23 protein-coding genes are annotated in these 21346 nt (G+C 62.2%); 14 read left to right on the top strand and 9 right to left on the bottom strand.

What is annotated here, in order from left to right; all coding sequences use genetic code 11:
• Positions 1-73: 73 nt before the first annotated feature.
• The 3 genes from NL154_RS02235 to copM all read left to right on the top strand — a co-directional run bounded on the left by NL154_RS02235 (position 74) and on the right by copM (position 1697).
• A complete protein-coding gene (locus tag NL154_RS02235; RefSeq protein WP_221154379.1) occupies positions 74-838 on the top strand; it encodes a hypothetical protein in 765 nt (254 codons plus the stop codon).
• A gap of 61 nt (positions 839-899) precedes the next feature.
• Positions 900-1262, top strand: coding sequence for a hypothetical protein (locus tag NL154_RS02230; RefSeq protein ID WP_221146708.1), 363 nt, complete (start codon positions 900-902; stop codon positions 1260-1262).
• A gap of 75 nt (positions 1263-1337) precedes the next feature.
• Entirely contained in the window at positions 1338-1697 is a 360-nt protein-coding gene (copM, locus tag NL154_RS02225; protein WP_434733500.1) for a CopM family metallochaperone, read from the top strand.
• A 64-nt stretch (positions 1698-1761) separates the two neighbouring features.
• Here the strand turns inward: copM and NL154_RS02220 are convergent, their stop codons facing one another.
• A complete protein-coding gene (locus NL154_RS02220; protein WP_210629049.1) occupies positions 1762-2811 on the bottom strand; it encodes an aldo/keto reductase in 1050 nt (349 codons plus the stop codon).
• 255 nt (positions 2812-3066) lie between these two features.
• On the opposite strand from NL154_RS02220, the gene NL154_RS02215 reads away from it, so the two are divergent.
• Positions 3067-3771, top strand: coding sequence for an HAD family hydrolase (locus NL154_RS02215; RefSeq protein ID WP_210629050.1), 705 nt, complete (start codon positions 3067-3069; stop codon positions 3769-3771).
• A gap of 30 nt (positions 3772-3801) precedes the next feature.
• Here the strand turns inward: NL154_RS02215 and NL154_RS02210 are convergent, their stop codons facing one another.
• Together NL154_RS02210 and NL154_RS02205 are read right to left on the bottom strand one after the other, a co-directional pair.
• A complete protein-coding gene (locus NL154_RS02210; RefSeq protein ID WP_210629051.1) occupies positions 3802-4302 on the bottom strand; it encodes a hypothetical protein in 501 nt (166 codons plus the stop codon).
• Entirely contained in the window at positions 4299-4928 is a 630-nt protein-coding gene (locus tag NL154_RS02205; RefSeq protein WP_210629052.1) for a DNA-3-methyladenine glycosylase I, read from the bottom strand. The genes NL154_RS02210 and NL154_RS02205 overlap by 4 nt, the downstream gene beginning before the upstream one ends.
• A 246-nt stretch (positions 4929-5174) precedes the next feature.
• Here NL154_RS02205 and NL154_RS02200 point away from each other — a divergent pair, with 246 nt between their 5' ends.
• The 3 genes from NL154_RS02200 to NL154_RS02190 all read left to right on the top strand — a co-directional run bounded on the left by NL154_RS02200 (position 5175) and on the right by NL154_RS02190 (position 7646).
• Positions 5175-5921: a L,D-transpeptidase gene (locus NL154_RS02200; RefSeq protein ID WP_210629053.1), complete on the top strand. Its 747-nt coding sequence runs from the start codon at positions 5175-5177 to the stop codon at positions 5919-5921.
• Between the two features lie 235 nt (positions 5922-6156).
• Positions 6157-6849 carry a L,D-transpeptidase gene (locus NL154_RS02195; RefSeq protein WP_210629054.1) on the top strand — a complete coding sequence of 231 codons (693 nt, stop codon included), beginning with the start codon at positions 6157-6159 and terminating at the stop codon, positions 6847-6849.
• A gap of 122 nt (positions 6850-6971) precedes the next feature.
• Entirely contained in the window at positions 6972-7646 is a 675-nt protein-coding gene (locus NL154_RS02190) for an outer membrane protein (RefSeq protein WP_210629055.1), read from the top strand.
• A gap of 23 nt (positions 7647-7669) precedes the next feature.
• Here the strand turns inward: NL154_RS02190 and NL154_RS02185 are convergent, their stop codons facing one another.
• The 4 genes from NL154_RS02185 to NL154_RS02170 all read right to left on the bottom strand — a co-directional run bounded on the left by NL154_RS02185 (position 7670) and on the right by NL154_RS02170 (position 12335).
• Complete coding sequence (locus NL154_RS02185; RefSeq protein WP_210629056.1) at positions 7670-8107, bottom strand: hypothetical protein; 438 nt, start codon at positions 8105-8107, stop codon at positions 7670-7672.
• Between the two features lie 43 nt (positions 8108-8150).
• Positions 8151-9461 carry a glycolate oxidase subunit GlcF gene (glcF, locus tag NL154_RS02180; protein WP_210629057.1) on the bottom strand — a complete coding sequence of 437 codons (1311 nt, stop codon included), beginning with the start codon at positions 9459-9461 and terminating at the stop codon, positions 8151-8153.
• Positions 9462-9699: 238 nt separating this feature from the next.
• Positions 9700-10899, bottom strand: coding sequence for an FAD-binding protein (locus NL154_RS02175; protein WP_210629058.1), 1200 nt, complete (start codon positions 10897-10899; stop codon positions 9700-9702).
• On the bottom strand, positions 10896-12335 hold the full coding sequence (locus NL154_RS02170) for an FAD-linked oxidase C-terminal domain-containing protein (RefSeq protein WP_434733499.1): 1440 nt from the start codon (positions 12333-12335) through the stop codon (positions 10896-10898). Before NL154_RS02170 ends, NL154_RS02175 begins: the two co-directional genes overlap by 4 nt.
• 158 nt (positions 12336-12493) lie before the next feature.
• Between NL154_RS02170 and NL154_RS02165 the strand changes: the two genes are divergently transcribed.
• From NL154_RS02165 to NL154_RS02140, 6 genes are all read left to right on the top strand, one after another.
• Complete coding sequence (locus NL154_RS02165; RefSeq protein ID WP_434733498.1) at positions 12494-13390, top strand: LysR family transcriptional regulator; 897 nt, start codon at positions 12494-12496, stop codon at positions 13388-13390.
• Positions 13391-13717: 327 nt separating this feature from the next.
• Complete coding sequence (locus NL154_RS02160) at positions 13718-14266, top strand: NUDIX hydrolase (RefSeq protein WP_434733497.1); 549 nt, start codon at positions 13718-13720, stop codon at positions 14264-14266.
• 63 nt (positions 14267-14329) lie between these two features.
• The gene (locus tag NL154_RS02155; protein WP_434733496.1) at positions 14330-15829 is read left to right on the top strand and encodes an inorganic phosphate transporter; all 1500 of its coding nucleotides are present in this window, start codon (positions 14330-14332) and stop codon (positions 15827-15829) included.
• 18 nt (positions 15830-15847) lie between these two features.
• Complete coding sequence (locus NL154_RS02150) at positions 15848-16585, top strand: 16S rRNA (uracil(1498)-N(3))-methyltransferase (protein ID WP_210629063.1); 738 nt, start codon at positions 15848-15850, stop codon at positions 16583-16585.
• Positions 16586-16730: 145 nt separating this feature from the next.
• A complete protein-coding gene (locus NL154_RS02145; RefSeq protein ID WP_210629064.1) occupies positions 16731-18104 on the top strand; it encodes a glutamate--cysteine ligase in 1374 nt (457 codons plus the stop codon).
• A gap of 98 nt (positions 18105-18202) precedes the next feature.
• Complete coding sequence (locus NL154_RS02140) at positions 18203-19072, top strand: DUF937 domain-containing protein (protein ID WP_210629065.1); 870 nt, start codon at positions 18203-18205, stop codon at positions 19070-19072.
• An 85-nt stretch (positions 19073-19157) separates the two neighbouring features.
• On the opposite strand, the gene NL154_RS02135 is transcribed toward NL154_RS02140, so the two are convergent.
• Positions 19158-19457 (bottom strand): DUF1127 domain-containing protein, encoded by a 300-nt coding sequence (locus NL154_RS02135; protein WP_210629066.1) that lies wholly within the window; start codon positions 19455-19457, stop codon positions 19158-19160.
• 204 nt (positions 19458-19661) lie between these two features.
• Here NL154_RS02135 and NL154_RS02130 point away from each other — a divergent pair, with 204 nt between their 5' ends.
• Positions 19662-20618 carry a LysR substrate-binding domain-containing protein gene (locus NL154_RS02130; RefSeq protein WP_210629067.1) on the top strand — a complete coding sequence of 319 codons (957 nt, stop codon included), beginning with the start codon at positions 19662-19664 and terminating at the stop codon, positions 20616-20618.
• Positions 20619-20624: 6 nt separating this feature from the next.
• On the opposite strand, the gene NL154_RS02125 is transcribed toward NL154_RS02130, so the two are convergent.
• On the bottom strand, positions 20625-21257 hold the full coding sequence (locus tag NL154_RS02125; protein ID WP_210629068.1) for a TetR family transcriptional regulator: 633 nt from the start codon (positions 21255-21257) through the stop codon (positions 20625-20627).
• Between the last annotated feature and the right edge of the window lie 89 nt (positions 21258-21346).

Below are 21346 nucleotides of genomic sequence, written 5' to 3'. Positions count from 1 at the left end.
GCGGCAAGGGCGGAGGGCCTTGATGGCGCTGCCAGAATCGATTGAACGATGAGGCATTGTTCAGAATGCGGATATGATCATGATCACCGAGGCGCTCCTCTATGCCGCGACATTGCCACTGACCGGCAAGCGCCATCGGAAGTTCATCCGCAATTCCGTCAATCTCTGGTCGCGGGCCGGACGTTGCGCCGGGGATTGGGCCGACCACGAAGAGAAGAGCCGCAACGCAATCCGTGCAGCAGCGGCCGGCCTCAGGCAGAGGCGGACCGCCGTCGTGCTCGGCTCCGGTCTGTTGCGGGATGTGCCGATCGATGAGCTGGCACGCGATTTCGACACCGTCGTGCTCGTCGATCTCATTCATCTCGCCTCGGTGCGGCTGTGGCTTGCGGCCAAGGGCTATCGCAACGTCCGGCTGATCGAGCGCGATCTCTCCGGCTACGACGATTTCGCCGCCGGTCAGGAGCCCGAACCGCTCGCCTTCCTGCGTGGCGTGCCCTATCTCGATTTCGTGGTTTCCGCCAATCTCTTGTCCCAGATCGGCCGCGGCGTGAAGCGACGCCATGAGGCCGAGGCGGCCGGTCGAATGCCTGAAGACACGGTGGAGAGGCTGATCACCGCGCATCTCAGCGGGCTTTCCGAACTTTCCTGCCGGCATTGCCTTGTGACCGACATCGCCTATGCCGTCATCGACCGCAACGGCAAAACACATGAGGAGACCGACCTGCTGCACGGCGTCACCCCGCCGCCGGCGAAAGCGGTCTGGACATGGCCGGTCGCTCCGCTCGGCGAGGAGAGCAGGGATTACCGGATCGAACACAAGGTCATTGCCGGCTGGTGATCCGGATGGGGCCGTCGGGCAGCACTTGGCGTGCAGCAGGCATTCACCTATATGAAACACCATGCGCATGATCGCCCTCATCACAATGTTTCTCGGCTGGCTGGTCTACGGCGCCATGTCCGCATGGGCCGGCTGTCCGACATGCGCGTCGATGAATGCGCCGGCCGCCGGCGGCAGCATGCACCATGAAATGGCTGGCATGCCGATGCCGAAAGAAGCAGGCAAGGCCGGTTCCTTGAAAGACCCTTGCGCCAGCGGAAACTTCGCGCATATGCCGCTTTGCGCCGCCTGTCTTATGCTGCCGGCGGCAGTGATGACCGTGGCGGGCGGAAAATCCAATTTCGGCTATCCGGCGCCGCCGCTTGCCCGCGCCCTTGATGACAACAGGCCTGCTCCACAGGCACCGCCTCCCCGACTGGTCTGATACCCGCATTTTCCATGCAGATGGGCGGCTTCGGCTGCCCGGGAACTCTATTGTCAGACAGAGGAAGGAACTCTCATGTCTTTGAAAATCATCGCCCTTACCGCCATGCTTGCCGCTTTTGCCGCACCCGCTTTCGCCGAAGACAAGCCCATGGATATGAGCGAGCCAATGGGCAACCACGACGCGGCCAGCCACGCCTTCAGCGAGGCGAACGACAAAATGCACAAGAATATGATGATCAGGTATAGCGGCGACGCCGACGTCGATTTCGTCCACGGCATGATTCCGCACCATCAGGGCGCGATCGACATGGCCAAGGTCGAGCTCCAATACGGCAAGGATCCCGAAATCCGCAAGCTCGCCGAAGCGGTGATCAAGGCGCAGGAGGCCGAGATCGCGGAAATGAACGCCTGGTTGAAGGCCCACGGCAAGTAGTCAGCCGTTGCTGAAGGGGAACGCCCGATAGGACAGGCGTTCCCCGGACCTTGGAGTGGTGAGGTCAGTCCTTCGGCTCGAAGTCGGCCGGGCGGCGACCGGCGCCTTGTCGCGACAGCATCCAGCCCGGATATTCTGGGGCAAGTGCGCTCACCTCGTCGAGCCTCTGCATATCACCTTCGTCGAGTTTCAGCCGGACGGCGGCAAGGTTCTGGTCGAGCTGATCGACACGCTTGGCGCCGATGATGACCGAGGTGACGAAAGGCTTGGCGAGGATATAGGCGAGCGCGACGGTCGCGACGCCGACACCATGCTTCTCGGCGATCTCGCGCATGACGGCGACGCAGGCCCAAGCCCTGTCCCTGTCGACCGGCGGGAAATCGAAACTGGCGCGGCGGCCTTCGCCATTGCCAGGCGCGCCCGGACCATATTTGCCGGAGAGCAGGCCGCCGGCGAGCGGCGACCAAACCATCAGGCCGAGCTTTTCCTCCTGCATCATCGGCACGATGTCCCGTTCGAGATCGCGGCCGGCGATGGAATAATAGGCCTGCACCGTCTCGAAACGGGCAAAGCCGCGGCGTTCGGAGACACCGAGCGCCTTGGAAATACGCCAGGCCTGCCAGTTGGAAACACCGATATAACGAACGAGGCCGCGCGAAACGAGATCGTCGAAGGCGCGCAGCGTTTCCTCGATCGGCGTCACCGTATCGGTCGCGTGGATCTGATAGAGGTCGATATGATCGGTCTGCAGGCGCTTGAGGCTCGCCTCGACCGAATCCATGATATGGCCGCGCGAGGCGCCGCGGTCGTTCGGCTTGTCGCCCATGATGCCATAGACCTTGGTGGCGATGACGACGTCCTTGCGCGGCACATCCAGGTTCTTCAGCGCCTGGCCGAGCAGCCTTTCGGATTCGCCGGATGAATAGACATCGGCCGTGTCGATGAAATTGACGCCTGCTGCCAGCGAGCGCTCGACGATCCGGTCGGCGGCATTCTGGTCGACATCGGCGATGGCGCCCCACATGCTGCCTTCTTTGGCGTCGCCGAAGGTCATCGTGCCCAGGCAGATTTCCGAGACGAAAAGTCCGGTATTTCCGAGTTGATTGTAACGCATGGTCGAAAAAATCCTTTGTGTCTGCCGCAAGAGGGACTTGCGAACGGAAGAACTTCATCTTTTGATTATTGGCCTGCGCGCGACAGGCACAGCCGTGGCTGGCTGCTGGGTGAGGCCCATTCGATGTAGTGCGACGGCGACGCTTTTCAACGCCAAGCGTTGTCGCATCGGAGGCTGACGCCCTTGTCTCGACATAGCCCTTGTCTCGACACAGGCGGCCGATAGATTGACGGCCATAATTGAAGAGGTGCGCATGTGACGACGCGAGCACTGACGACGATCGGCTTCGATGCCGACGACACGCTTTGGCAGAACGAACAACATTACCGACTGACCGAGGCCTATTTTACTGAGCTTCTTGCCGATTTCGCTGAAGGCCCGAAGATTTCCGAGCGGCTGCTGGAAGCCGAGAAACGCAATCTTCGCCATTACGGCTTCGGCATCAAGGGCTTCACGCTGTCGATGATCGAGACGGCGATCGAGATCACCGAGGGCAAAGTGCCGGCGAGCGTCATCGCCAAGATCCTCGATACCGGCCGCGACCTTCTCAGCCATCCGGTCGAGATCATGCCGCATGCGCGCGACACGTTGGAGGCGCTTGCCGGCAAATATCTGCTTGTCGTAATCACCAAGGGCGATCTCTTCGACCAGGAGCGCAAGCTTGCCCAATCCGGGCTCGGCGACTTCTTCGATGCCGTCGAGATCGTATCCGACAAGACGGCCGTCACCTATCGCCGCATCTTCGCCAAGGTCGGAGACGGGCCGGAGCGGGCAATGATGGTCGGCAATTCGCTGAAATCGGATATCGTGCCGGCGATCGCAGCCGGCAGTTACGGCGTTTTCGTGCCGCACGAACTCACCTGGGTGCTGGAACATGTGGACGAGCCGAGAGAAGCGCCGCGCTTCCGAAAGATTGGCCATCTCGGCGAATTGCGCGAGCTGATCGATGGGCTCGCATAGCGGGCCCAGGCGACACGCATTAAGCCAGCCTCATTTCGCCTTGGGAGGCGCCTTCGGAAACAGCGAGGGCGAGTCCGGCTCAGCCGGCGGATGCTGCGGGGCGGCGGTCAGCGGCTCGATGAGGATGCTGAAGGGGGCCCCGAGGCCGCGGCGCGGCGAGACCTTGGAGTAGTAGGGACGCAGCAGCCAGGTGGTGTTTTCCTTCACCGTCGTCTGAAAGCTCATGCCGTCCTCATCGGTGCCGAAGAAAGCTTCGTCGTCGGGTTTCGACAGGTCGAAGATCGCCAGGAAGGCGAACTTGCTCTTGGTGGAAAAATCGATCTTCACGTGCTGACCGGCGCGCACCGGCAGCGTGTAGACGTGGCCGCTGCCGAATTTCGTCCATCCCTTGAGCTGCATGGTGACGGCCGGAAACTGCAGCTTCTCCAGTTTCTCACCGGGATCGAGCTGCGGCGTCTGCGCCGCGGCAAAGGCCGGCAAGAACAACAGGGCAAGGGCGGCGATCGATATTTTCACGGACAGATCTTTCATGGTCGAACCAGGACGGCGCGCATCGCCTCCACCTCGGGCCGACAGAAGCAGCCCTCCAGATGATCGTTGACGAGGCCCATCGCCTGCATGAAGGCATAAACTGTGGTCGGGCCGACAAAGGTCCAGCCGCGTTTCTTCAGATCCTTCGAAATGACCACCGATGTCGGCGTCGTCGGATTGGCGACGATGTGCTCACGGTCGACCACAACAGGCCGCTCATTGTGGCCGGGTTCGTAGCGCCAGAAATAACGGGCGAGCGAGCCGAATTCGTCCCGAAGCTCGATGGCGCGCCCGGCGTTGTTGATCGTGGAAACGATCTTGCCGCGATGACGGATAATGCCGGCATCAGCCAGGCAGCGGGCCACATCCTTCTCACCGAAGAGGGCAACCTTCTCGAAATCGAAGCCGGCGAAGGCGGCGCGGAAATTCTCCCGCTTGCGCAGGATGGTCAGCCAGGAAAGACCGGATTGGAAACCTTCAAGGCAGATCTTCTCGAACAGGCGAATATCGTCCGTGACGGGGCGGCCCCATTCCTCGTCGTGATACTTGAGATAGTCCGGCAGGTTGGCGTGCCAGTGGCAGCGGCTCCTGCCGTCCTCGCCGATGATGATGCCAGTCGTGCTCATGTCCGCTTCATTCTCCGGGATCCGCGTCGTTCTCCGGTCATGACTCCGGCTTTACCATTTGCAAACCGTCTTTCCAAACCGATCGGTAACCCTGACGAAAAGTTTATTCGGCCGGTCGGTCTTTCATGGATCGATCTTTACCATTCGCTGGCGGATGGAGTGGCAGCGTCTTTGCGAGCGGAACATCTCCGCCAGGCGGACCCATCCCGCCAGTCCATTTTCGGTCATTTGTAGAGAGTTCGTCCGATGATGAAACACCTTTTTCTTGCCTCAGTCTTCTGCGGCATCTTCTCCACGGCCGCCATTGCAGACGACCGCTACGCCACCCGCCCGCCTATTATCCTCAGCCCCGATCTGACCGCGCCTTGGATCAATCAGCTCGGCGGCAAGGTCCGGCCGGTCGTCTATCAGCGCCCGGTCGTCCAGCCGCAGCAGCGCGGCCTCTTCCAGCGCCGCGTCACCCGCCAGGCGCAGCAGCCGGCCCCTCAGACGGTTTCGGCGATCAATCCCGGCATACCGGCAATCCGCCACCCAATCGAGCCGCAATATCTGCCGCAGATGGTCGATTACGACACCACGGAAAAGCCTGGAACCATCGTCATCGATACCAACAACCGCTTTCTCTATCTCGTCATGAATGGCGGCAAGGCACGGCGCTACGGCGTGGGTGTCGGCAAGCCGGGCTTCGAATGGGCCGGCGTCCACAAGATCACCCGCAAGACGGAATGGCCGGATTGGACGCCGCCTTCCGAAATGATCAGCCGCGAGGCCGCCAAGGGCCACTATCTGCCGGCGCGCATGGACGGCGGCCTGGAAAATCCGCTCGGCGCGCGCGCCATGTATCTCGGCTCGACGCTCTACCGCATCCATGGCACCAATGCGCCCTGGTCGATCGGCAGCGCCGTTTCTTCCGGCTGTATCCGCCTGCGCAACGAGGACGTCGTCGATCTCTACGACCGCGTCAACGTCGGAACCCGCGTCATCGTCATGTAACGGCGCACGCAAAAGCTGGAGCACCAGCAAGAGTGTGCAGTGGTTTTGCGTTGAGAATTCAGTAAAAACAAAGAGATGGAGCATTTTCGTGTTTCGGAGAAATACGGAAATGCTCTATGAAGCCGCTAGGACAGGTGGCTCCACTCGTCAAAATTGCTTTATCCGGCCATGTCGATCTTGAATCGGGCAGAAGATCATGTAGCTTCGGGCGGACTTGCTTGAGGGGAATCGACTAATGATCAAAGTGATGCCGGGACTGGCCGCGGCCGGACTTGTCCTGTCCTTGATTTCTACATCAGCCTTTGCCGCGCCTGCCGGCCCGGCTTCCGACAATGCACGGCATCCGGCGCAGATCATGCGCGTGGCGCAGATGCCGAAATATGTAAAGCCGCAATTCAAGCGCAAGAAAGTGCGCCTGGTGACGACGGAAGTGGCCGGCACTGTCATCATCGATACCAATAACAAATATCTCTACCTGGTCGAAGGCAACAACCGCGCGACCCGCTACGGCATCGGGGTCGGCCGCGACGGCTTCGGCTGGTCGGGCATCGTCAAGATCGGCCGCAAGGCTGAATGGCCGGCCTGGACGCCGCCGGCCGAAATGCGCCGCCGCGAAGCCGCCAAGGGTCACATCATCCCCGCTTACCAGGAAGGCGGCGAGGACAATCCGCTCGGCGCCCGCGCCATGTATCTCTACCAGGGTGGCCGCGACACCATCTTCCGCATCCACGGCACCAACCAGCCCTGGACGATCGGCCTCAATATGTCTTCCGGCTGTATCCGCATGATGAACGAGGACGTGATGCATCTTTACGATCGTGCGCCTGTCGGCACCAAGGTGATCGTCATCGGCCCCGGCAACAAGCAGGGCAATGTGGCTTTCGAGGACAGGGGTATCGACGTGCTGCGCACCATGTTCGGCGGCTGAGCAACACTTGTCAAAAAACGAGGGCGCTTTTTAGAGGCGCCTTTTATTTCTCTTGGACTTTGCGGCTGAAAGCTGGCAGACGTGCCTAGGAGTGGACATATTTGCAATATCGGGGCTATTCAATGACATATGCGCTGCGTTCTTCCGCTTCCCTGCTTGCGGGCATCGCGTTTTTCACATTCTGTTCGGCAGCATCCGCCTCGGCGGAAGATCTGCAGTTCTCCATTTACGGCGGTTACCAGACCGCGCCGCACAGCGGCGTCGATCTTTCCGACGGCACGCATTTCACCGCCGGCTGGGAAGGCAAGTCCTTCGGCGCGCCGCCCTATTACGGCGGCCGCGTCACCTGGTGGCTGGAGAATTTCAACAAGCCGAACTGGGGTATCTCGCTCGATTACACCCATGACAAGGTCTATGCCGACGACGACACGCTCGCCAAGGCCGGCTGGTCGCATTTCGAATTCACCGACGGTCTGAACCTGCTGACGGTGAACGGGCTCTACCGCTTCCAGGATCCGAGCCGCCGCTGGACGCCTTATCTCGGCGCCGGCATCGGCGTGAACATTCCGCATGTCGAGGTGATTCGTCCCGAGGGCAAGACCTGGGCCTACGAATTCGGCGGCGTGACGCTGCAGGCCCAGGCCGGCGTCGATTTCAAGGTGACCGACCGCTGGTCGACCTTTGTCGAATACAAGGGCACCTATTCGCGCGTCGACGTTCCGATCGACAGCGGCGTTGACCTGAAGACCAACATCTTCACCAACGCCGTCAACGTCGGCGTCTCGTTCCACTGGTAATGAATTGAATTTCGGCTGCGGCGCTATTTCGTGCCGCAGCTGACCTTGCCCTCGGCAGCATAAGGTTTGCTGCCGCCTTCGATGGTCAGGGAATAGGTGCCGCTGAAATTCGACGCCGGCTTGCCACGGACGCCGGCGACCACCACCAGATCCAGCGTTGCGCCGCCAGTATCGTCACCGCCGCCGTCGAAGACCTCCAGAAGCAGTTCGCCATCGCGCGACCAGTGATTGCTCAGATGCTGCGATTCGAACAGACGTTTGGCAAAGGTCGCTTGCGCGGGATCCTTGACAACAAGCGCACCGCGGAAATGGTTGAGCCTATGGCCGGCATCGCTTGCGAAACCGCTTTCAAGGGTGAAGCGCGCCTGCGCGTCATCGGCGGAACAGAATAGGCGGCTGTCGGCATGGGCCGCGCCTGCCGCACCGAGCAGTCCCGCAAGTACAATCATTCCCCGCCACATCGCCCAACCTCCCGGGAGCGGCCCGAATGGGCCCGCATTCCCGTCAGCCTAACGGCAAACCGGTTAATTTTTCCGGCATAGCGCCGCCATAGGCCCAGTCGAGAAGCTCGACCGTATGCAGGATCGGGATCTCGGTGCCGGCGGCGATCTGGGTGATGCAGCCGATATTGCCGGTGGCGATGATGTTGGCCTTGGTGGCCTCGATGTTTTTGACCTTGCGTGCCTTCAGCGCCGCCGAAATCTCCGGCTGCATGATGTTGTAGGTGCCGGCCGAGCCGCAGCAGAGATGGCCTTCGGCCGGATCGCGCACGGTAAAGCCCGCCGCCTTCAGCAGTTGCTTCGGCGCAAGGGTGATGCGCTGGCCGTGCTGCATCGAACAGGCGGAATGATAAGCGACCGTGATGCCCCTCGGCATATGGGCCGGCAGGTCGAGGGTCGCCAGATATTCGGTAATGTCCTTTGCCAGCGCCGAGACTCTGGCCGCCTTTGCGGCATAGGCGGGGTCGAGGCGCAGCATGTGACCGTAATCCTTGATCGTCGTGCCGCAGCCCGATGCGGTGATGAGGATCGCATCGAGGCCATGGCTGTCGATCTCGCGCGTCCAGATATCGACATTGGTGCGGGCGCTTGCGAGCGCCTGTTCGGCCCGGCCCATATGGTGGACCAGCGATCCGCAGCAGACCTCGCCTTCCGGCGCCACGACCTCGATGCCGAGCCGTGTCAGCAGCCGGATCGCCGCCGCGTTGATGCCGGGATCGAGCACCGGCTGGGCGCAGCCGGTGAGAATCGCCACCCGGCCGCGCCGCCCCGCCTCGGGCCGATGGGTGCCGGGTTTTGAAAAGTCTGAAGCCGCCGGGATGCGGCGCGGCGCAAGCGCCAGCATGGCGGCAAAGGGCTTCAGCGCTGCCCCCCGCATCAGGCCGGCAAAGGGGCGGCCGAGACGGGCGAGATGGAGCGCCAGCCGGAAACGGCCGGGATAGGGCAGTACGGTCGCGAGAATGGCGCGCGTCAGCCGGTTCGTGAACGGCCGTCTGTAAGTCTTTTCGATATGGGCGCGGGCGTGATCGACCAGATGCATATAGTCGACGCCCGAGGGACAGGTGGTGACGCAGGCAAGGCAGGAGAGACAGCGGTCGATATGGGTGACGACCTCGGCATCGGCGGGGCGGCCGTTTTCCAGCATGTCCTTGATCAGGTAGATCCGCCCGCGCGGGCTGTCGAGCTCGTTGCCGAGCGTCACATAGGTGGGACAGGTGGCAGTGCAGAAGCCGCAATGGACGCACTTGCGCAGGATCTTTTCGGATTCGGCGACATGGGGGTCGGCGAGTTGCGATGGGGTGAAGTTGGTTTGCATCTAGCGGGACCTCCGCTTTGGGGGCGCTGTGCCTGGGGCACCCCCCTCTGTCCTGCCGGACATCTCCCCCACAAGGGGGGAGATCAGATGGGCGCAACGGTTTCCCCAAACAGCCACCGTGGAATTACTTCGATACGGCAGAGAGGGACCGGTGATCCAACCTCTTGCCAATCTTCCCTCTTGTGAGGGAGATGTCCGGCAGGACAGAGGGGGGTGGACCACGCGCAAACTCATCTTCTCACCCCATCTTCCCCGGATTGAAGATCCCCGCCGGATCGAACTTCTCCTTCACCCGCCGCGACAGCATCGCCACTGCCTCCGGCTCCGGATGGAAGGCCGCCGTTGCCGCCCTCGCCGCGTCCGAAGCACGGATCAGCGTCGCATGGCCGCCACCGAGCACCTTGATGAAGCGGCGGACCAGATCTGCTTCGGGGTCCGCCTCCATCCTCATCCAGACGAGACCGCCCTGCCAGTCGTAGAAGGCGTCGACGCCGGCTTCTAGACGAAGGGCCGCGACCAGCTGGTGGCCGGCTCCCGGCGCGACCGAGACGCGCCAGACCGGCCGTGTCGTACCGTCGGCATAGGGTAATACATCACGGATTTCTCGCCAGAGCCTCTGGCTCTCCGGCTCATCCAGCCGCGTCACCGTGGCAAAGGCCGACATCGCCGCCGCAAGCTTTTCCATGCGCACGCCGACCGAACCGGCCAGGCCCTCAACGCGCAGAACCGTCGCCTCGCCCTCGGGCAATTTGCCGGCAAGGAATTTCCAGGTCACCGTCAGCGGCAGATGGGCGGCACTGGAGACCTCGACCGGCAGCGCCATCGCCGCCGCCATGGCATTGGCCGCTTCGGCATCGTTGAGGCCGGAGAGAACCAGCGTCTGTTCCGTCTTCGGGCGCGGCGGCACGCGGAAGGTCAGTTCGGTGAGAAAACCCAGCGTTCCATGCGAGCCGGCGATCAGCTTGACGAGATCGAGGCCGGTGACGTTCTTCATCACCCGGCCGCCGGCCTTGATGATCTCGCCCCTGCCGTTGACGAAGCGAACACCGAGCAGGCTGTCGCGGGCCGCTCCGGCAACGAGGCGGCGCGGGCCGGAAACATTGGCGGCGAAGACGCCGCCGATCGTCGGCTCGCCCGACCTGCGCATGATTGGGCGATGATCCATTGGCTCGAAGGCAAGCATCTGGCCGCCTTCGGACAGTGCCGCCTCGACCTCGGCAAGCGGCGTACCCGAGCGGACCGTCATGACCATCTCGCCGGGATTGTAGGCGATGATACCGGAAAGCCTGGTCGATCGCAGCCGGTCTTCTGATGCAACGGCATTGCCGAAACCGGAGCGCGTATCACCGCCACAGACAGCGAGCGGCCGGTTCGTCTCCGCATGTGCGAGGACGATCGCCGCCGCCTGTTCCTCGCTTGTCGGCATCAGATCGATCATGCGGCAGGGCGCCCTTCGAGCGGGAAGACCTTCGACGGGTTGAGGAGCCAGCCCGGATCGAAGGCGGCGCGCACCGCCATCTGCTGGGCGAGATCGGCCTCCGAATATTGATGGCGCATCAGGTCGCGCTTTTCGATGCCGACGCCATGCTCGCCGGTGAGGCAGCCGCCGGCATCGACGCAGAGCTTGAGGATATCGTTGCCGGCGGCTTCTGCGCGGGCGGCATCCTCGGGGTCGTTGGCATTGAAGAGGATCAGCGGATGCATGTTGCCGTCGCCGGCATGAAAGACGTTGGCGACCCGCAGGCCGTAGTGATCGACGATCTCGGCAGTTCTCTTCAGCACATGGGAAAGCTGGCTGAGCGGCACGGTGCCGTCCATGCAGATATAGTCGGCGATGCGGCCGGTGGCGCCGAAGGCGGATTTGCGCCCCTTCCAGATCAGCGCCGCCTCGGTGGCCGACTGGCATTCGCGCACGGTCTTCACAGCATGGCGGCGGGCGATCTCGACGATGTCTTTGAGGGTGGCGTCCATTTCGGCGTCCGAACCCTCGACCTCGACAATCAGCAGTGCCCCGACATCGAGGGGATAGCCGGCATGGGCGAAGGCCTCGCAGATCTCGATCGCCGGCTTGTCCATGAACTCGATGGCAACCGGGATGATTCCGGCGGCGATGACATCGGCAACGCAGGCGCCGGCCTCTTCCGAGCTTTCGAAGCCGAAGAGCACCGGACGGGCGCCTTCCGGCTTGGCGATCAGCCGCACGGTCGCCTCGGTGACGATGCCGAGCTGGCCTTCGTGGCCGCAGACGAGGCCGAGCAGGTCGTAACCGGCCGCGTCCAGCGCCTTGCCGCCGAGTTCGATCACCGTGCCGTCGACCAGCACCATTCTGACGCCGAGCAGATTGTTGGTGGTGACGCCATATTTCAGGCAGTGGGCGCCGCCGGAATTCATGCCGATATTGCCGCCAATCGTGCAGGCGAGCTGCGAACTCGGATCAGGCGCGTAGAAAAAGCCGTCGGCCGAGACGGATTCGGAGATGTTGAGATTGGTGACACCCGCCTGAACCACGGCGACACGGTTCGGCAGATCGATTTCGAGAATGCTGTTCATCTTCGACAGGCCGAGCACAACGGCATCCTCCTGCGGAATGGCGCCGCCGGAAAGCGAGGTGCCGGCGCCGCGCGGCACCACGGGAATGCCGTAGCGTTGGCAATAGCGCATGACGGCCGCCACCTCGGCCGTGGTGCGCGGCAGGGCGACGGCAAGCGGCAGGCGGCGATAGGACACGAAGGCGTCTGTCTCGAACGGCACCAGTTCGCGCGCCTCATGAACCAGGCATTCCGGTGGCAGAAGATCGGCGAGATCGGCAACGATCCGGGCGCGGCGCGCCAGCACATCGGCGCGCGGGGCGAGAAACGGAATGGCGTCGGACATGATGTCCTCCCTGACCCTGACGACCGGAAATCACAGCGGAAAGGTGACAGCGGGACGGGCCGCCAGCCTCTGCCGCCGGTGAACCGGCTTAGCACTTTCCAGAAAGTGGCGCAAATGCTAAGCACTTATGTCAAAAGGGGAAAAAGTCTGAAAACCTTATGACCAATCTGGGTGATCTCGAGATCTTTGCCAAGGTCGTTTCGACGGGGAGCATGTCGCTCGCCGGGCGGGCGCTCGGCTTTTCGCCCGCGGTCGTCTCCAAGCGGATCAAACGGCTGGAGGACCGGCTCGGTACCCGGCTTTTGCAGCGCACGACGCGGCAGATCTCGCTGACGGAAGCCGGACAGGGTTTTTACGACCGCGTTCTCGGCATTCTCGCCGGGTTGGAGGAGGCCGAATTCTACATTTCCGGCCGCTCGGCGCAAATGCACGGCACGCTGAAGATCTCGGCGCCGACCTCCTTCGGTCGCATGCATATCGCGCCTCATCTGAAGGCGTTCATGCAGGCGCACCCGGAGCTTGCGATCAACCTGGTGCTGACCGACGAATTCAGCGACATCGTCGGCGGCGGTTTCGATCTGGCGATCCGGATTGCCGAACTGACCGATTCCAGCCTCGTCGCCCGACGGCTGGCGCCCGTGCGCCGGCTGCTCTGTGCTTCGCCGGATTACCTGGCCGCGCATAGCGAGCCCAGGCATATCGACGATCTGAAACACCATCGCTGCCTGCCGGCGCACAATAACGACACCTGGCGGCTGAACGGGCCGGACGGAGCCCTCAGCCTGCGGCCAGACGGCATGCTGATCACCAATTCCAGCGAGGTGATCCGCGAGGCCGTCATCGCGGGGCTCGGGATCGCGCTGCGGTCCACCTGGGATATCGGCGAGGAACTGAAGGCCGGCCGTCTGGTGCAGGTGCTGCCCGCCTATGAGGGCTCGCACAATGTCGCGCTCTCGGCCGTCTATCCTAGCCGGCAGTTCCTGCCGGCCAAGGTGCGGCTGTTCATCGACTATCTGAGCGAGCTTTACGGGCCGATCCCCTATTGGGAGCGCTGATGGCGGCCCGTAACCGCGGCACGAAAGTGCACGAAGCAAGGCAGCGGTCGGACAGCGAGGCATGGTTACCACATTTTCAAAAATCCTGGTGGAACAATTCGTCCCGCCATTGATTAGGGGTCCGGACGAAGCCATATTGTACACCTGTGCAACATGGCGCATTCGAAACAGGATGTGACGGTTTTTTTGAGCCTGCCCCAGCCCGATTTCCCCTATGAACGGCGGTTAAATCATGTTTCGGACCGTCGCGGCTTTGGATTGTGTCAGCGTTCCGTGATACACGCATATGAGTGATTCCTAACAACCACTGTAAAGGTGACCCGACAATTGACTCTTCTCGCCCGATTGGCCTCCGATGTGCGACTGATGTTCCGGCGCCCGCCGCGACAGCAATATGGTGCGCTCTGCTACCGGTTGAAGAAGAAGAGCGGTGAAGTCGAGGTACTCCTGATGACGAGCCGCGACACCGGCCGCTGGGTCATTCCCAAGGGCTGGCCGATGAACGGCAAGTGCGCCCATGAGGTCGCCCTGCAGGAAGCTCTGGAGGAAGCCGGCGTTCGCGGCTCCGTCGAGGCGGAAACGCTCGGTTCCTACACCTATCCGAAAGTGCTGCGCGACGGTGTGCAGGTGGTTTGCAAAGTGCAGGTCTATGCGCTTGAGGTCACCGACATGGCGAAGAACTTCAAGGAAAAAGGCGAACGCACCATCGAGTGGGTCTCGGTCGACGAGGCGGTGAGCCGCGTGCGCGAACCAGAGCTTCGCAACCTCTTCCTCGCCTTCAAACAAAAGATGACCGACAAGCTTTCAGTCAGACCGGCGAAGCGAATTCCGGTGGCCAAAAAAGTTCCGGCGGCCAAGCAAATTCCAGCGGAATGAATCCTGCCATCTTGCACTGCTAGGAAAGCAGCGTAGAAGCAGCTTCATCCCTCAGGAAAAAGAATGCCGCCCCGTCCCGCAGTTCTTACCAAACGCACGCTCGATAAAGACCTCGATAAAATCACCTATGTCGAGGACGCGGCAAAGCACGTTGCGCGACTGCTGGTGGCACCCGGGCTCGGGCTGATTTTCGTCGGCCTGGTCATGCTCTTTGCCGGCGTCTATGTCTTCGACCGTCCGGGCGCCGTACTCGTCGTGGCGGCAGCGGCCCTTGCCGGCTACATGGCGATGAATATCGGCGCCAACGACGTGACCAACAACGTCGGTGCGGCCGTCGGTGCACGCGCCATGACGATGGGCCAGGCGCTGGTCATTGCTGCGATCTTCGAGGTCTTGGGCGCCACGATCGCGGGCGGCGAAGTGGTCAAGACGATTTCCTCCGACATCGTCGATGCTGGCCAGGTGTCGCCGGCGGTGCTCGGCTGGATCATGATGGCGGCGCTGACCGCAGCCGCCCTTTGGATCAACCTTGCAACCTGGATGAACGCGCCCGTTTCCACCACGCATGCGATCGTCGGGGCGGTGATCGGGGCCGGCATCTCAGCTGTGGGGCCGGAGCCGGTGAATTGGCAGGTAATGTTCGAGATCGCCTCGAGCTGGATCACCTCGCCGCTCCTTGGCGGACTGATCGCGGCCGGCCTGCTCTATCTCGTCAAGACGCTCATCATCTATCGCGACGACAAGATCGCGGCGGCGCGGCGTTGGGTACCGGTGCTGGTCGCGACGATGGCTGGCGCCTTCATGGCCTATATGGTGCTGCAGCTATCGCCGATCGGTAGATTTCCGCCCTTCACCGTCATTCTGATCGGGATCGCCATCGGGCTGGTGACCTGGCTTATCGCCCGGCCGCTCGTCCTCGTCCAGGCGCGGGATCTTGAAAACCGCAACAGTTCACTGCGGGCGCTGTTCCGGCTGCCGCTGATCGGCTCGGCGGCGCTGCTATCCTTCGCGCATGGCGCAAACGACGTTTCAAACGCGGTCGGGCCGCTTTCGGCGATCGTCCATTCGGTCGGCATCGGCGGCGTTGGCGGCGTCGGCCATTCGCCCCTCTGGGTGATGCTGATCGGCGCCTTCGGCATCTCCGTCGGCCTGCTGCTCTTCGGGCCACGGCTCATCCGCCTCGTCGGCGAGGAGATCACCAAGCTCAATCCGATGCGCGCCTATTGCGTCGCGCTGTCGACCGCTTTCACCGTCATCGTCGCCTCTTGGCTCGGCCTGCCGGTCAGCACCACCCATATCGCCGTCGGCTCCGTCTTCGGCGTCGGCTTCTTCCGCGAATGGTATACGCGCCATTCGAAGCGCCGCATCGCCTATATCAGGCGCAAGACGGAGAGCTTCGATATCGACGAGCCGGAGGAGCCGAATATCCACGAGAGGCGGCGACGCTATCTGGTGCGGCGCTCGCATTTCATGACGATCATCGCCGCCTGGATCATCACCGTGCCGGTTTCGGCAGCGCTTGCGGCGATGATTTATTGGGTTATGTTCGCGCTCTTCGTTTGAGATCCCGAGTTTTTTCCAATGCGCGCCAATTTCCGCATGCAACGACTTTTCGTCGACGCGCCGCTTTCCAGCGGCGCCGTCGTGGAGGCGAATGCCGACCATTTCAACTATCTCGCCAACGTGCTGAGGATGGAGGACGGCACAGACATCCTGCTCTTCAACGGCCGCGACGGCGAGTGGCGGGCGACGCTGTCCTTCCCGACGCGCAAACGCATCCTGCTGACGGCAACCGAAGAGACGCGGCCGCAGCCGGCGGCCACGGACCTGCACTATCTCTTTGCCCCGCTCAAAGTCGGCCGCATGGATTATCTCGTGCAGAAAGCGGTGGAAATGGGCGCCGGGCTGCTGCAGCCTGTCATGACCCAGCATGTGCAGGGGAAGATCACCAATCTCGACAAGCTGCGCGCCAATGTCGTCGAGGCGGCGGAGCAATGCGGTATTCTCGGCATCCCTGCCGTGGCCGAGCCGGTGAGGCTTTCCGACCTGCTCGACCATTGGCCGAGCGAGCGCCGCATCATCTATTGCGACGAGGGTGACGCCGGGCAAAACCCGCTGCCGGTGCTGGCAGCCATCCAAGAAAGGCATCTCGCTCTGCTCGTCGGGCCGGAAGGCGGCTTTTCGGAGGATGAGCGGGCGCGGCTTCGAAGCCTCGATTTCGTCACTGCCATTCCGCTCGGACCTCGCATCCTCCGGGCCGATACGGCCGCTGTTGCGGCGCTGGCAGTGGTCCAGGCGGCGATCGGCGACTGGACATGACCGGGAAAACGGGTTGACGCGGAAATCACTGCTGTTTTTTTGATGCGTCGTTGAAAGAATTTCACTTGCAACATACGTGGCTTGGGTCCTAATCACCTTCCAATTGCCCGGCCCCCTGGGCGCCTTTTGAATACAGGTACCCCGCATGGCCCGCGACACTACCGACCAGACACCGCTCTCTTCCGTTCAGGAATTGACCGATTACATCGCCGCGGGCAACAAGCCGCGGGAGCGCTTCCGGATCGGCACCGAACATGAGAAGTTCGCCTTCTTCCGCGCCGACAACAGCCCGGTTCCCTACTTCGGCGATGCCAGCATCTCGGCCCTGCTTACCGGCCTGCAGAAAAAGAGCGGCTGGGAGCCGATCATGGACGGCGGCAACATCATCGGCCTTGCCGAGCAGCACGGCATGGGGGCGATCTCGATCGAGCCCGGCGGCCAGTTCGAACTGTCAGGCGCGCCGCTGGAGACAATCCACCAGACCTGCAGGGAATCGAACCAGCACCTGGCGACGCTGCGCGAGATCGCCGAACCGATGGGCATCCGTTTCCTCGGCATCGGCGGCAGTCCGAAATGGACCTATGCCGAAACCCCGCAAATGCCGAAATCGCGCTACGAGATCATGACCCGCTATATGCCGAAGGTCGGCACCAAGGGCCTAGACATGATGTATCGCACCTGCACGATCCAGGTGAATCTCGATTTCTCCTCGGAAGCCGACATGCGCCAGAAGATGCGCGTCTCGATGAAGCTGCAATCGCTGGCGACCGCGCTGTTTGCATCCTCGCCCTTCACCGAGGGCAAGCCGAACGGGCTGCTCTCCTGGCGCGGCGATATCTGGCGCGATGTCGACAACCAGCGCTCGGGCCTGCTCGATTTCACGTTCCGCGACGATTTCGGCTTCCGCGATTATGCCGAATGGGCGCTCGACGTGCCGATGTATTTCATCGTCCGCGACGGGCACTATCACGACTGTACCCATGTGACCTTCCGCCAGTTCATGAACGGCGCGTTGAAGGGCGAGGTCGCCGATCCGGCGCCGACGATGGGTGACTGGACAAACCATCTTTCCACGCTCTTCCCGGACGTGCGAATGAAACGCTTCCTCGAAATGCGCGGCGCCGACGGCGGCCCATGGCGGCGCATCTGTGCGTTGCCCGCTTTCTGGGTCGGCCTGCTCTACGACGATGCGGCCCTTCAGGCCGCCGACGAGCTGACGAAGGATTGGAGCTTTGCCGAGATCGGCGCCCTGCGCAATGCCGTTCCGGCGCAAGGGTTGAAGGCCGAGTTTCGCGGGCATGCGCTGCTCGAGGCGGCGCGCGAGGTCGTCGGCATCTCAAGGGCCGGCCTCAAGGCGCGCGGCAGGCTTAACGGCGAAGGCCAGGACGAAAGCATCTTCCTGGCGCCGCTCGACGAGGTGCTTGCCAAGAAGGCGACGCTCGCCGAGGATCTGCTGTCGCTCTATCACGGCCGCTGGCAGGGTTCCGTCGAACCGGTCTTCGAGGATTATCAGTACTGAGATCGTCCTAAGCCCCTCTGACAAAAAGCCGTTTGCGTATTACCATTTCCGGATATAGTGACGTCACAACGCGTCACGACTCGGGGAAAGGGACCTCCATGCTGCCACTCTTCGATATGATGATGCAGGCGCAGAACGGCGCGGCGATGGAAGCGATCGCCCGGCAATTCAACCTGGCGCAGGAACAGGCGACGAAGGCCATGGCGGCGCTGATGCCGGCCTTTTCCGCCGGCCTGAAGCGCAGCACCGGCAATCCTTACGATTTCGTCGGGCTGATGCAGGCCGTCGCCTCCGGCAATTACGCGCGATATTTCGAGGATATGAGCCGGGCCTTCACGCCGGAGGGCATTTCCGACGGCAACAACATCCTTGCCCAGTTGTTCGGCTCCAAGGAGGTTTCGCGGGCGATCGCAGCCCAGGCCGCCCAGATGACCGGGATCGGACAGGACATCTACAAACAGATGCTGCCGGTGCTGGCCGACACGCTGATGGGCGGGCTCTTCAAGCAGACGACCGGCCAGATGGCCTCTCCTGTCAACCCCTTCGCCAACACGGCGATGGGCGAGAGCATTCAAAAATGGCTTGAGAGTACGGGCTTTGCGCCGAAGCCGAAGGCAGCCCCGGAGTCCAGCATTTTCGACAATCCCTTCACGCAGGCGATGCAACTGATGTTTTCGATGCCGAAACAGCAACCGGCGCCTGCCCCGAACCCATTCCTCGACAATCCTTTCGCCAAAGCCTTCCAGGAGATGATGGCCGGGCTCGGCCAGCAACCGGCAGCCCAGCAGCCTACCGCGAAGACGCCGGAGGCTCCGAAGGAAGAGGCGAAGGTCAATGCCGACAGCTATGCGGAGATGTTGAACGCCATGTTCGACAGCGGGCTGGAAGTGCAGAAGAGCTACCAGAGGAATCTGGAGGCGATTTTCGAAACTTACCGGCCGAAGCCTTCGCCTGACCCTAAGACATAAAAAGACCCGGCGATGGCTGGGAAAGCCGATCGCCGGGTCAAGCGGCAGGGCTATTGGCTATCACCCTGCGGGGAAACTTGCGCTCCTACTCGTCGCAGGAACGGAAGAACTGCAGGCGCCAACGATTGCGCGCCGAACGCGTCAGATGTTCCGACGGATCCTCGAAAAACGTCGAGGCCAGGAACGCCGAGGTCAGATCGGCCCTGGTGAGGCCGATATCTCTCAGCTGCGTATCATTCAGATCATGCAGCGCGTTGATCTCCATGCGATTGCGAAACACGCGAAAGAGGAAGGTCAACGGGGCGAGGCCTGCCGCCAGACGCTGGGAAAACGTCGGGGTAAGCTTGCCGCAGTCGAGTTCTAGTGTCCGGTCTGTCGTGTGCATCGAACTCTCCTTTCTTTCGGGGCACGCAACAACCCACCCCTGCCGCGAGGTCGTGCGGAAGGGAGCAGGCTGAATTCGGCTCGGACAGGCAGGGTGTCTGTCCTTCACTTTGCTTGATTTGCATCCCGAAGATGCCAAAGACCTATTGATCAGTCCAACGAATGTTTCTAATGATTATCATCAGCTATCTTTATAGGTGAACCCATGTCCGCGCCTCTTGATCTCGACCAGTTGCAGACTTTCATCGCCATCGTCGATTCCGGCAGCTTCACCAAGGCCGCCGACAGGGTCTACAAGACCCAATCCGCCGTCTCCATGCAGATGCGCCGTCTCGAAGAGCGCATCGGCAAGCAGCTGTTCATCAAGGACGGCCGCGGCAATCGGCTGACGGTCGAGGGTGAAAAACTGCTCAATTACGCCCGGCGCATCATCCGCCTCAACAATGAGGCGATCGCCGCCTTTGACGACAACAGGCTGGAGGGGACGCTACGCATCGGCACGCCGGACGATTACGCCGACCGCTATATGCCTGAGATCATCGGCCGTTTTGCCAAGACGCATCCGAATGTCGAGCTTTACATCGTCTGCGAGCCGTCGATGGACCTTGCCGAGCGCATGCACAAGGGCGAGCTCGATATCGCCCTCGTCACCCACAATCCGCGCGAGCGCATGTCCGATGTGGTCAGAACCGAGCCGCTCTGCTGGGTCGGCTCGGCCAACCATCCGATCCGCGACGATGCGCCGGTGCCGCTAGCCGTTGGCCGCCGCGACTGCCAATGGCGCCAGCTTGCCTGCTCGGCGCTCGATGCCGTCGGGCGCGAGCACCAGATCCTGTTCACCAGCTGGTCCTGCACCGTCGTCGCCGCGGCCGTGCTTGCCGGTATGGCGGTCTCGGTGATGCCGGAATCGGCGCTGCGGACGGGCATGAAGGTGCTGAGCCAGGCCGACGGTTTCCCGGCGCTGCCGCCGGTGCAGATCGGCATCATGAAACGGCCTGGCGTCTCGCTGTCGCTGATGAACGCAATCACGGCCCATATCACTGCCTGCCTCGACAACATCACGCCGGCTGTCGTCGACGACGGGCTGGAAGCGGATGTCAAATCCGCCCAGGCGCGCCTTTATCCGCGGCTGAAGGCTGCCAATATGGTGCCGAGCTGGTAGAAGGCCTCAGGCGACGCTCGCGGCAAAAAGGGAGGCCCGGATGACGCGTTTCCACTCGCCGAGCATGCGCTGCGCTATGGCCTCTTCGCTGACGGCCGCAAGTCGGATGACGGCGCCGATCAGGTGGCTAAAAAGGTAAGTGCGCGCGAACATTTCCTCGTCGCAACGGTCGGGAGCCAACCGGCGTACAGCGTCATCGAAGATACCAGCGACGCGACCGCTATGCTCGATATTCAGCCGAAGCAGATCCTGATCGGTTTCGGTTCCCATCCAGACGCCGAGATAAACGGGATCGTCGCGATAGGATTCGTAGTACCAGTCGATGGTGGCGCAGACGAGATCGAGGGCCTGGTCGAGGGACTGCACGTCGCTGAACATCGCCGCCGTCTTCGCCTGAATCGCCGAAGCGTGCTGGTCGAACAGGGCTTTGACGATCGCCGCCTTCTCCGGGAAATACTGGTAAACCGAGCCGATCGGCACCTTGGCGGCGACCGCGAGCTCCGTCATCCGCATGGCGCTGACGCCCTTTTGGGCGATTATCTTGGCGGCGGCAGCGAGGATAAGATCCAGCCTCTGGATGCTACGCTCCTGCTTCGGCTTCCTGCGCAAGCCGATGCGATCCATGCTTTCCGCGCCCATGTCGTTCCCATTCTTATTGTTTCGCGGCGCAGGCTATCTACCACCACCGCGTCGAGCGGATATGACATTGCAGGCCTTCATCAGCGGTA

This window comes from Rhizobium sp. YTUHZ044 (assembly GCF_051123975.1).
Lineage (GTDB): Bacteria > Pseudomonadota > Alphaproteobacteria > Rhizobiales > Rhizobiaceae > Rhizobium.
This window is presented reverse-complemented; position numbering and strand designations above follow the sequence as displayed.

Bases quoted from the DNA above. Each gene is read 5' to 3' on its own strand.
- NL154_RS02220 (WP_210629049.1), bottom strand. From the start codon at position 2,811: ATGCGTTACAATCAACTCGGAAATACCGGACTTTTCGTCTCGGAAATC.
- NL154_RS02205 (WP_210629052.1), bottom strand. From the start codon at position 4,928: ATGAGCACGACTGGCATCATCATCGGCGAGGACGGCAGGAGCCGCTGC.
- NL154_RS02235 (WP_221154379.1), top strand. From the start codon at position 74: ATGATCATGATCACCGAGGCGCTCCTCTATGCCGCGACATTGCCACTG.
- glcF (WP_210629057.1), bottom strand. From the start codon at position 9,461: ATGCAAACCAACTTCACCCCATCGCAACTCGCCGACCCCCATGTCGCC.
- NL154_RS02210 (WP_210629051.1), bottom strand. From the start codon at position 4,302: ATGAAAGATCTGTCCGTGAAAATATCGATCGCCGCCCTTGCCCTGTTG.
- NL154_RS02200 (WP_210629053.1), top strand. From the start codon at position 5,175: ATGATGAAACACCTTTTTCTTGCCTCAGTCTTCTGCGGCATCTTCTCC.
- NL154_RS02125 (WP_210629068.1), bottom strand. From the start codon at position 21,257: ATGGGCGCGGAAAGCATGGATCGCATCGGCTTGCGCAGGAAGCCGAAG.
- NL154_RS02175 (WP_210629058.1), bottom strand. From the start codon at position 10,899: ATGATCGATCTGATGCCGACAAGCGAGGAACAGGCGGCGGCGATCGTC.
- copM (WP_434733500.1), top strand. From the start codon at position 1,338: ATGTCTTTGAAAATCATCGCCCTTACCGCCATGCTTGCCGCTTTTGCC.
- NL154_RS02145 (WP_210629064.1), top strand. From the start codon at position 16,731: ATGGCCCGCGACACTACCGACCAGACACCGCTCTCTTCCGTTCAGGAA.
- NL154_RS02170 (WP_434733499.1), bottom strand. From the start codon at position 12,335: ATGTCCGACGCCATTCCGTTTCTCGCCCCGCGCGCCGATGTGCTGGCG.
- NL154_RS02155 (WP_434733496.1), top strand. From the start codon at position 14,330: ATGCCGCCCCGTCCCGCAGTTCTTACCAAACGCACGCTCGATAAAGAC.
- NL154_RS02165 (WP_434733498.1), top strand. From the start codon at position 12,494: ATGACCAATCTGGGTGATCTCGAGATCTTTGCCAAGGTCGTTTCGACG.
- NL154_RS02150 (WP_210629063.1), top strand. From the start codon at position 15,848: ATGCGCGCCAATTTCCGCATGCAACGACTTTTCGTCGACGCGCCGCTT.
- NL154_RS02185 (WP_210629056.1), bottom strand. From the start codon at position 8,107: ATGTGGCGGGGAATGATTGTACTTGCGGGACTGCTCGGTGCGGCAGGC.
- NL154_RS02130 (WP_210629067.1), top strand. From the start codon at position 19,662: ATGTCCGCGCCTCTTGATCTCGACCAGTTGCAGACTTTCATCGCCATC.
- NL154_RS02195 (WP_210629054.1), top strand. From the start codon at position 6,157: ATGATCAAAGTGATGCCGGGACTGGCCGCGGCCGGACTTGTCCTGTCC.
- NL154_RS02140 (WP_210629065.1), top strand. From the start codon at position 18,203: ATGCTGCCACTCTTCGATATGATGATGCAGGCGCAGAACGGCGCGGCG.
- NL154_RS02230 (WP_221146708.1), top strand. From the start codon at position 900: ATGCGCATGATCGCCCTCATCACAATGTTTCTCGGCTGGCTGGTCTAC.
- NL154_RS02190 (WP_210629055.1), top strand. From the start codon at position 6,972: ATGACATATGCGCTGCGTTCTTCCGCTTCCCTGCTTGCGGGCATCGCG.
- NL154_RS02135 (WP_210629066.1), bottom strand. From the start codon at position 19,457: ATGCACACGACAGACCGGACACTAGAACTCGACTGCGGCAAGCTTACC.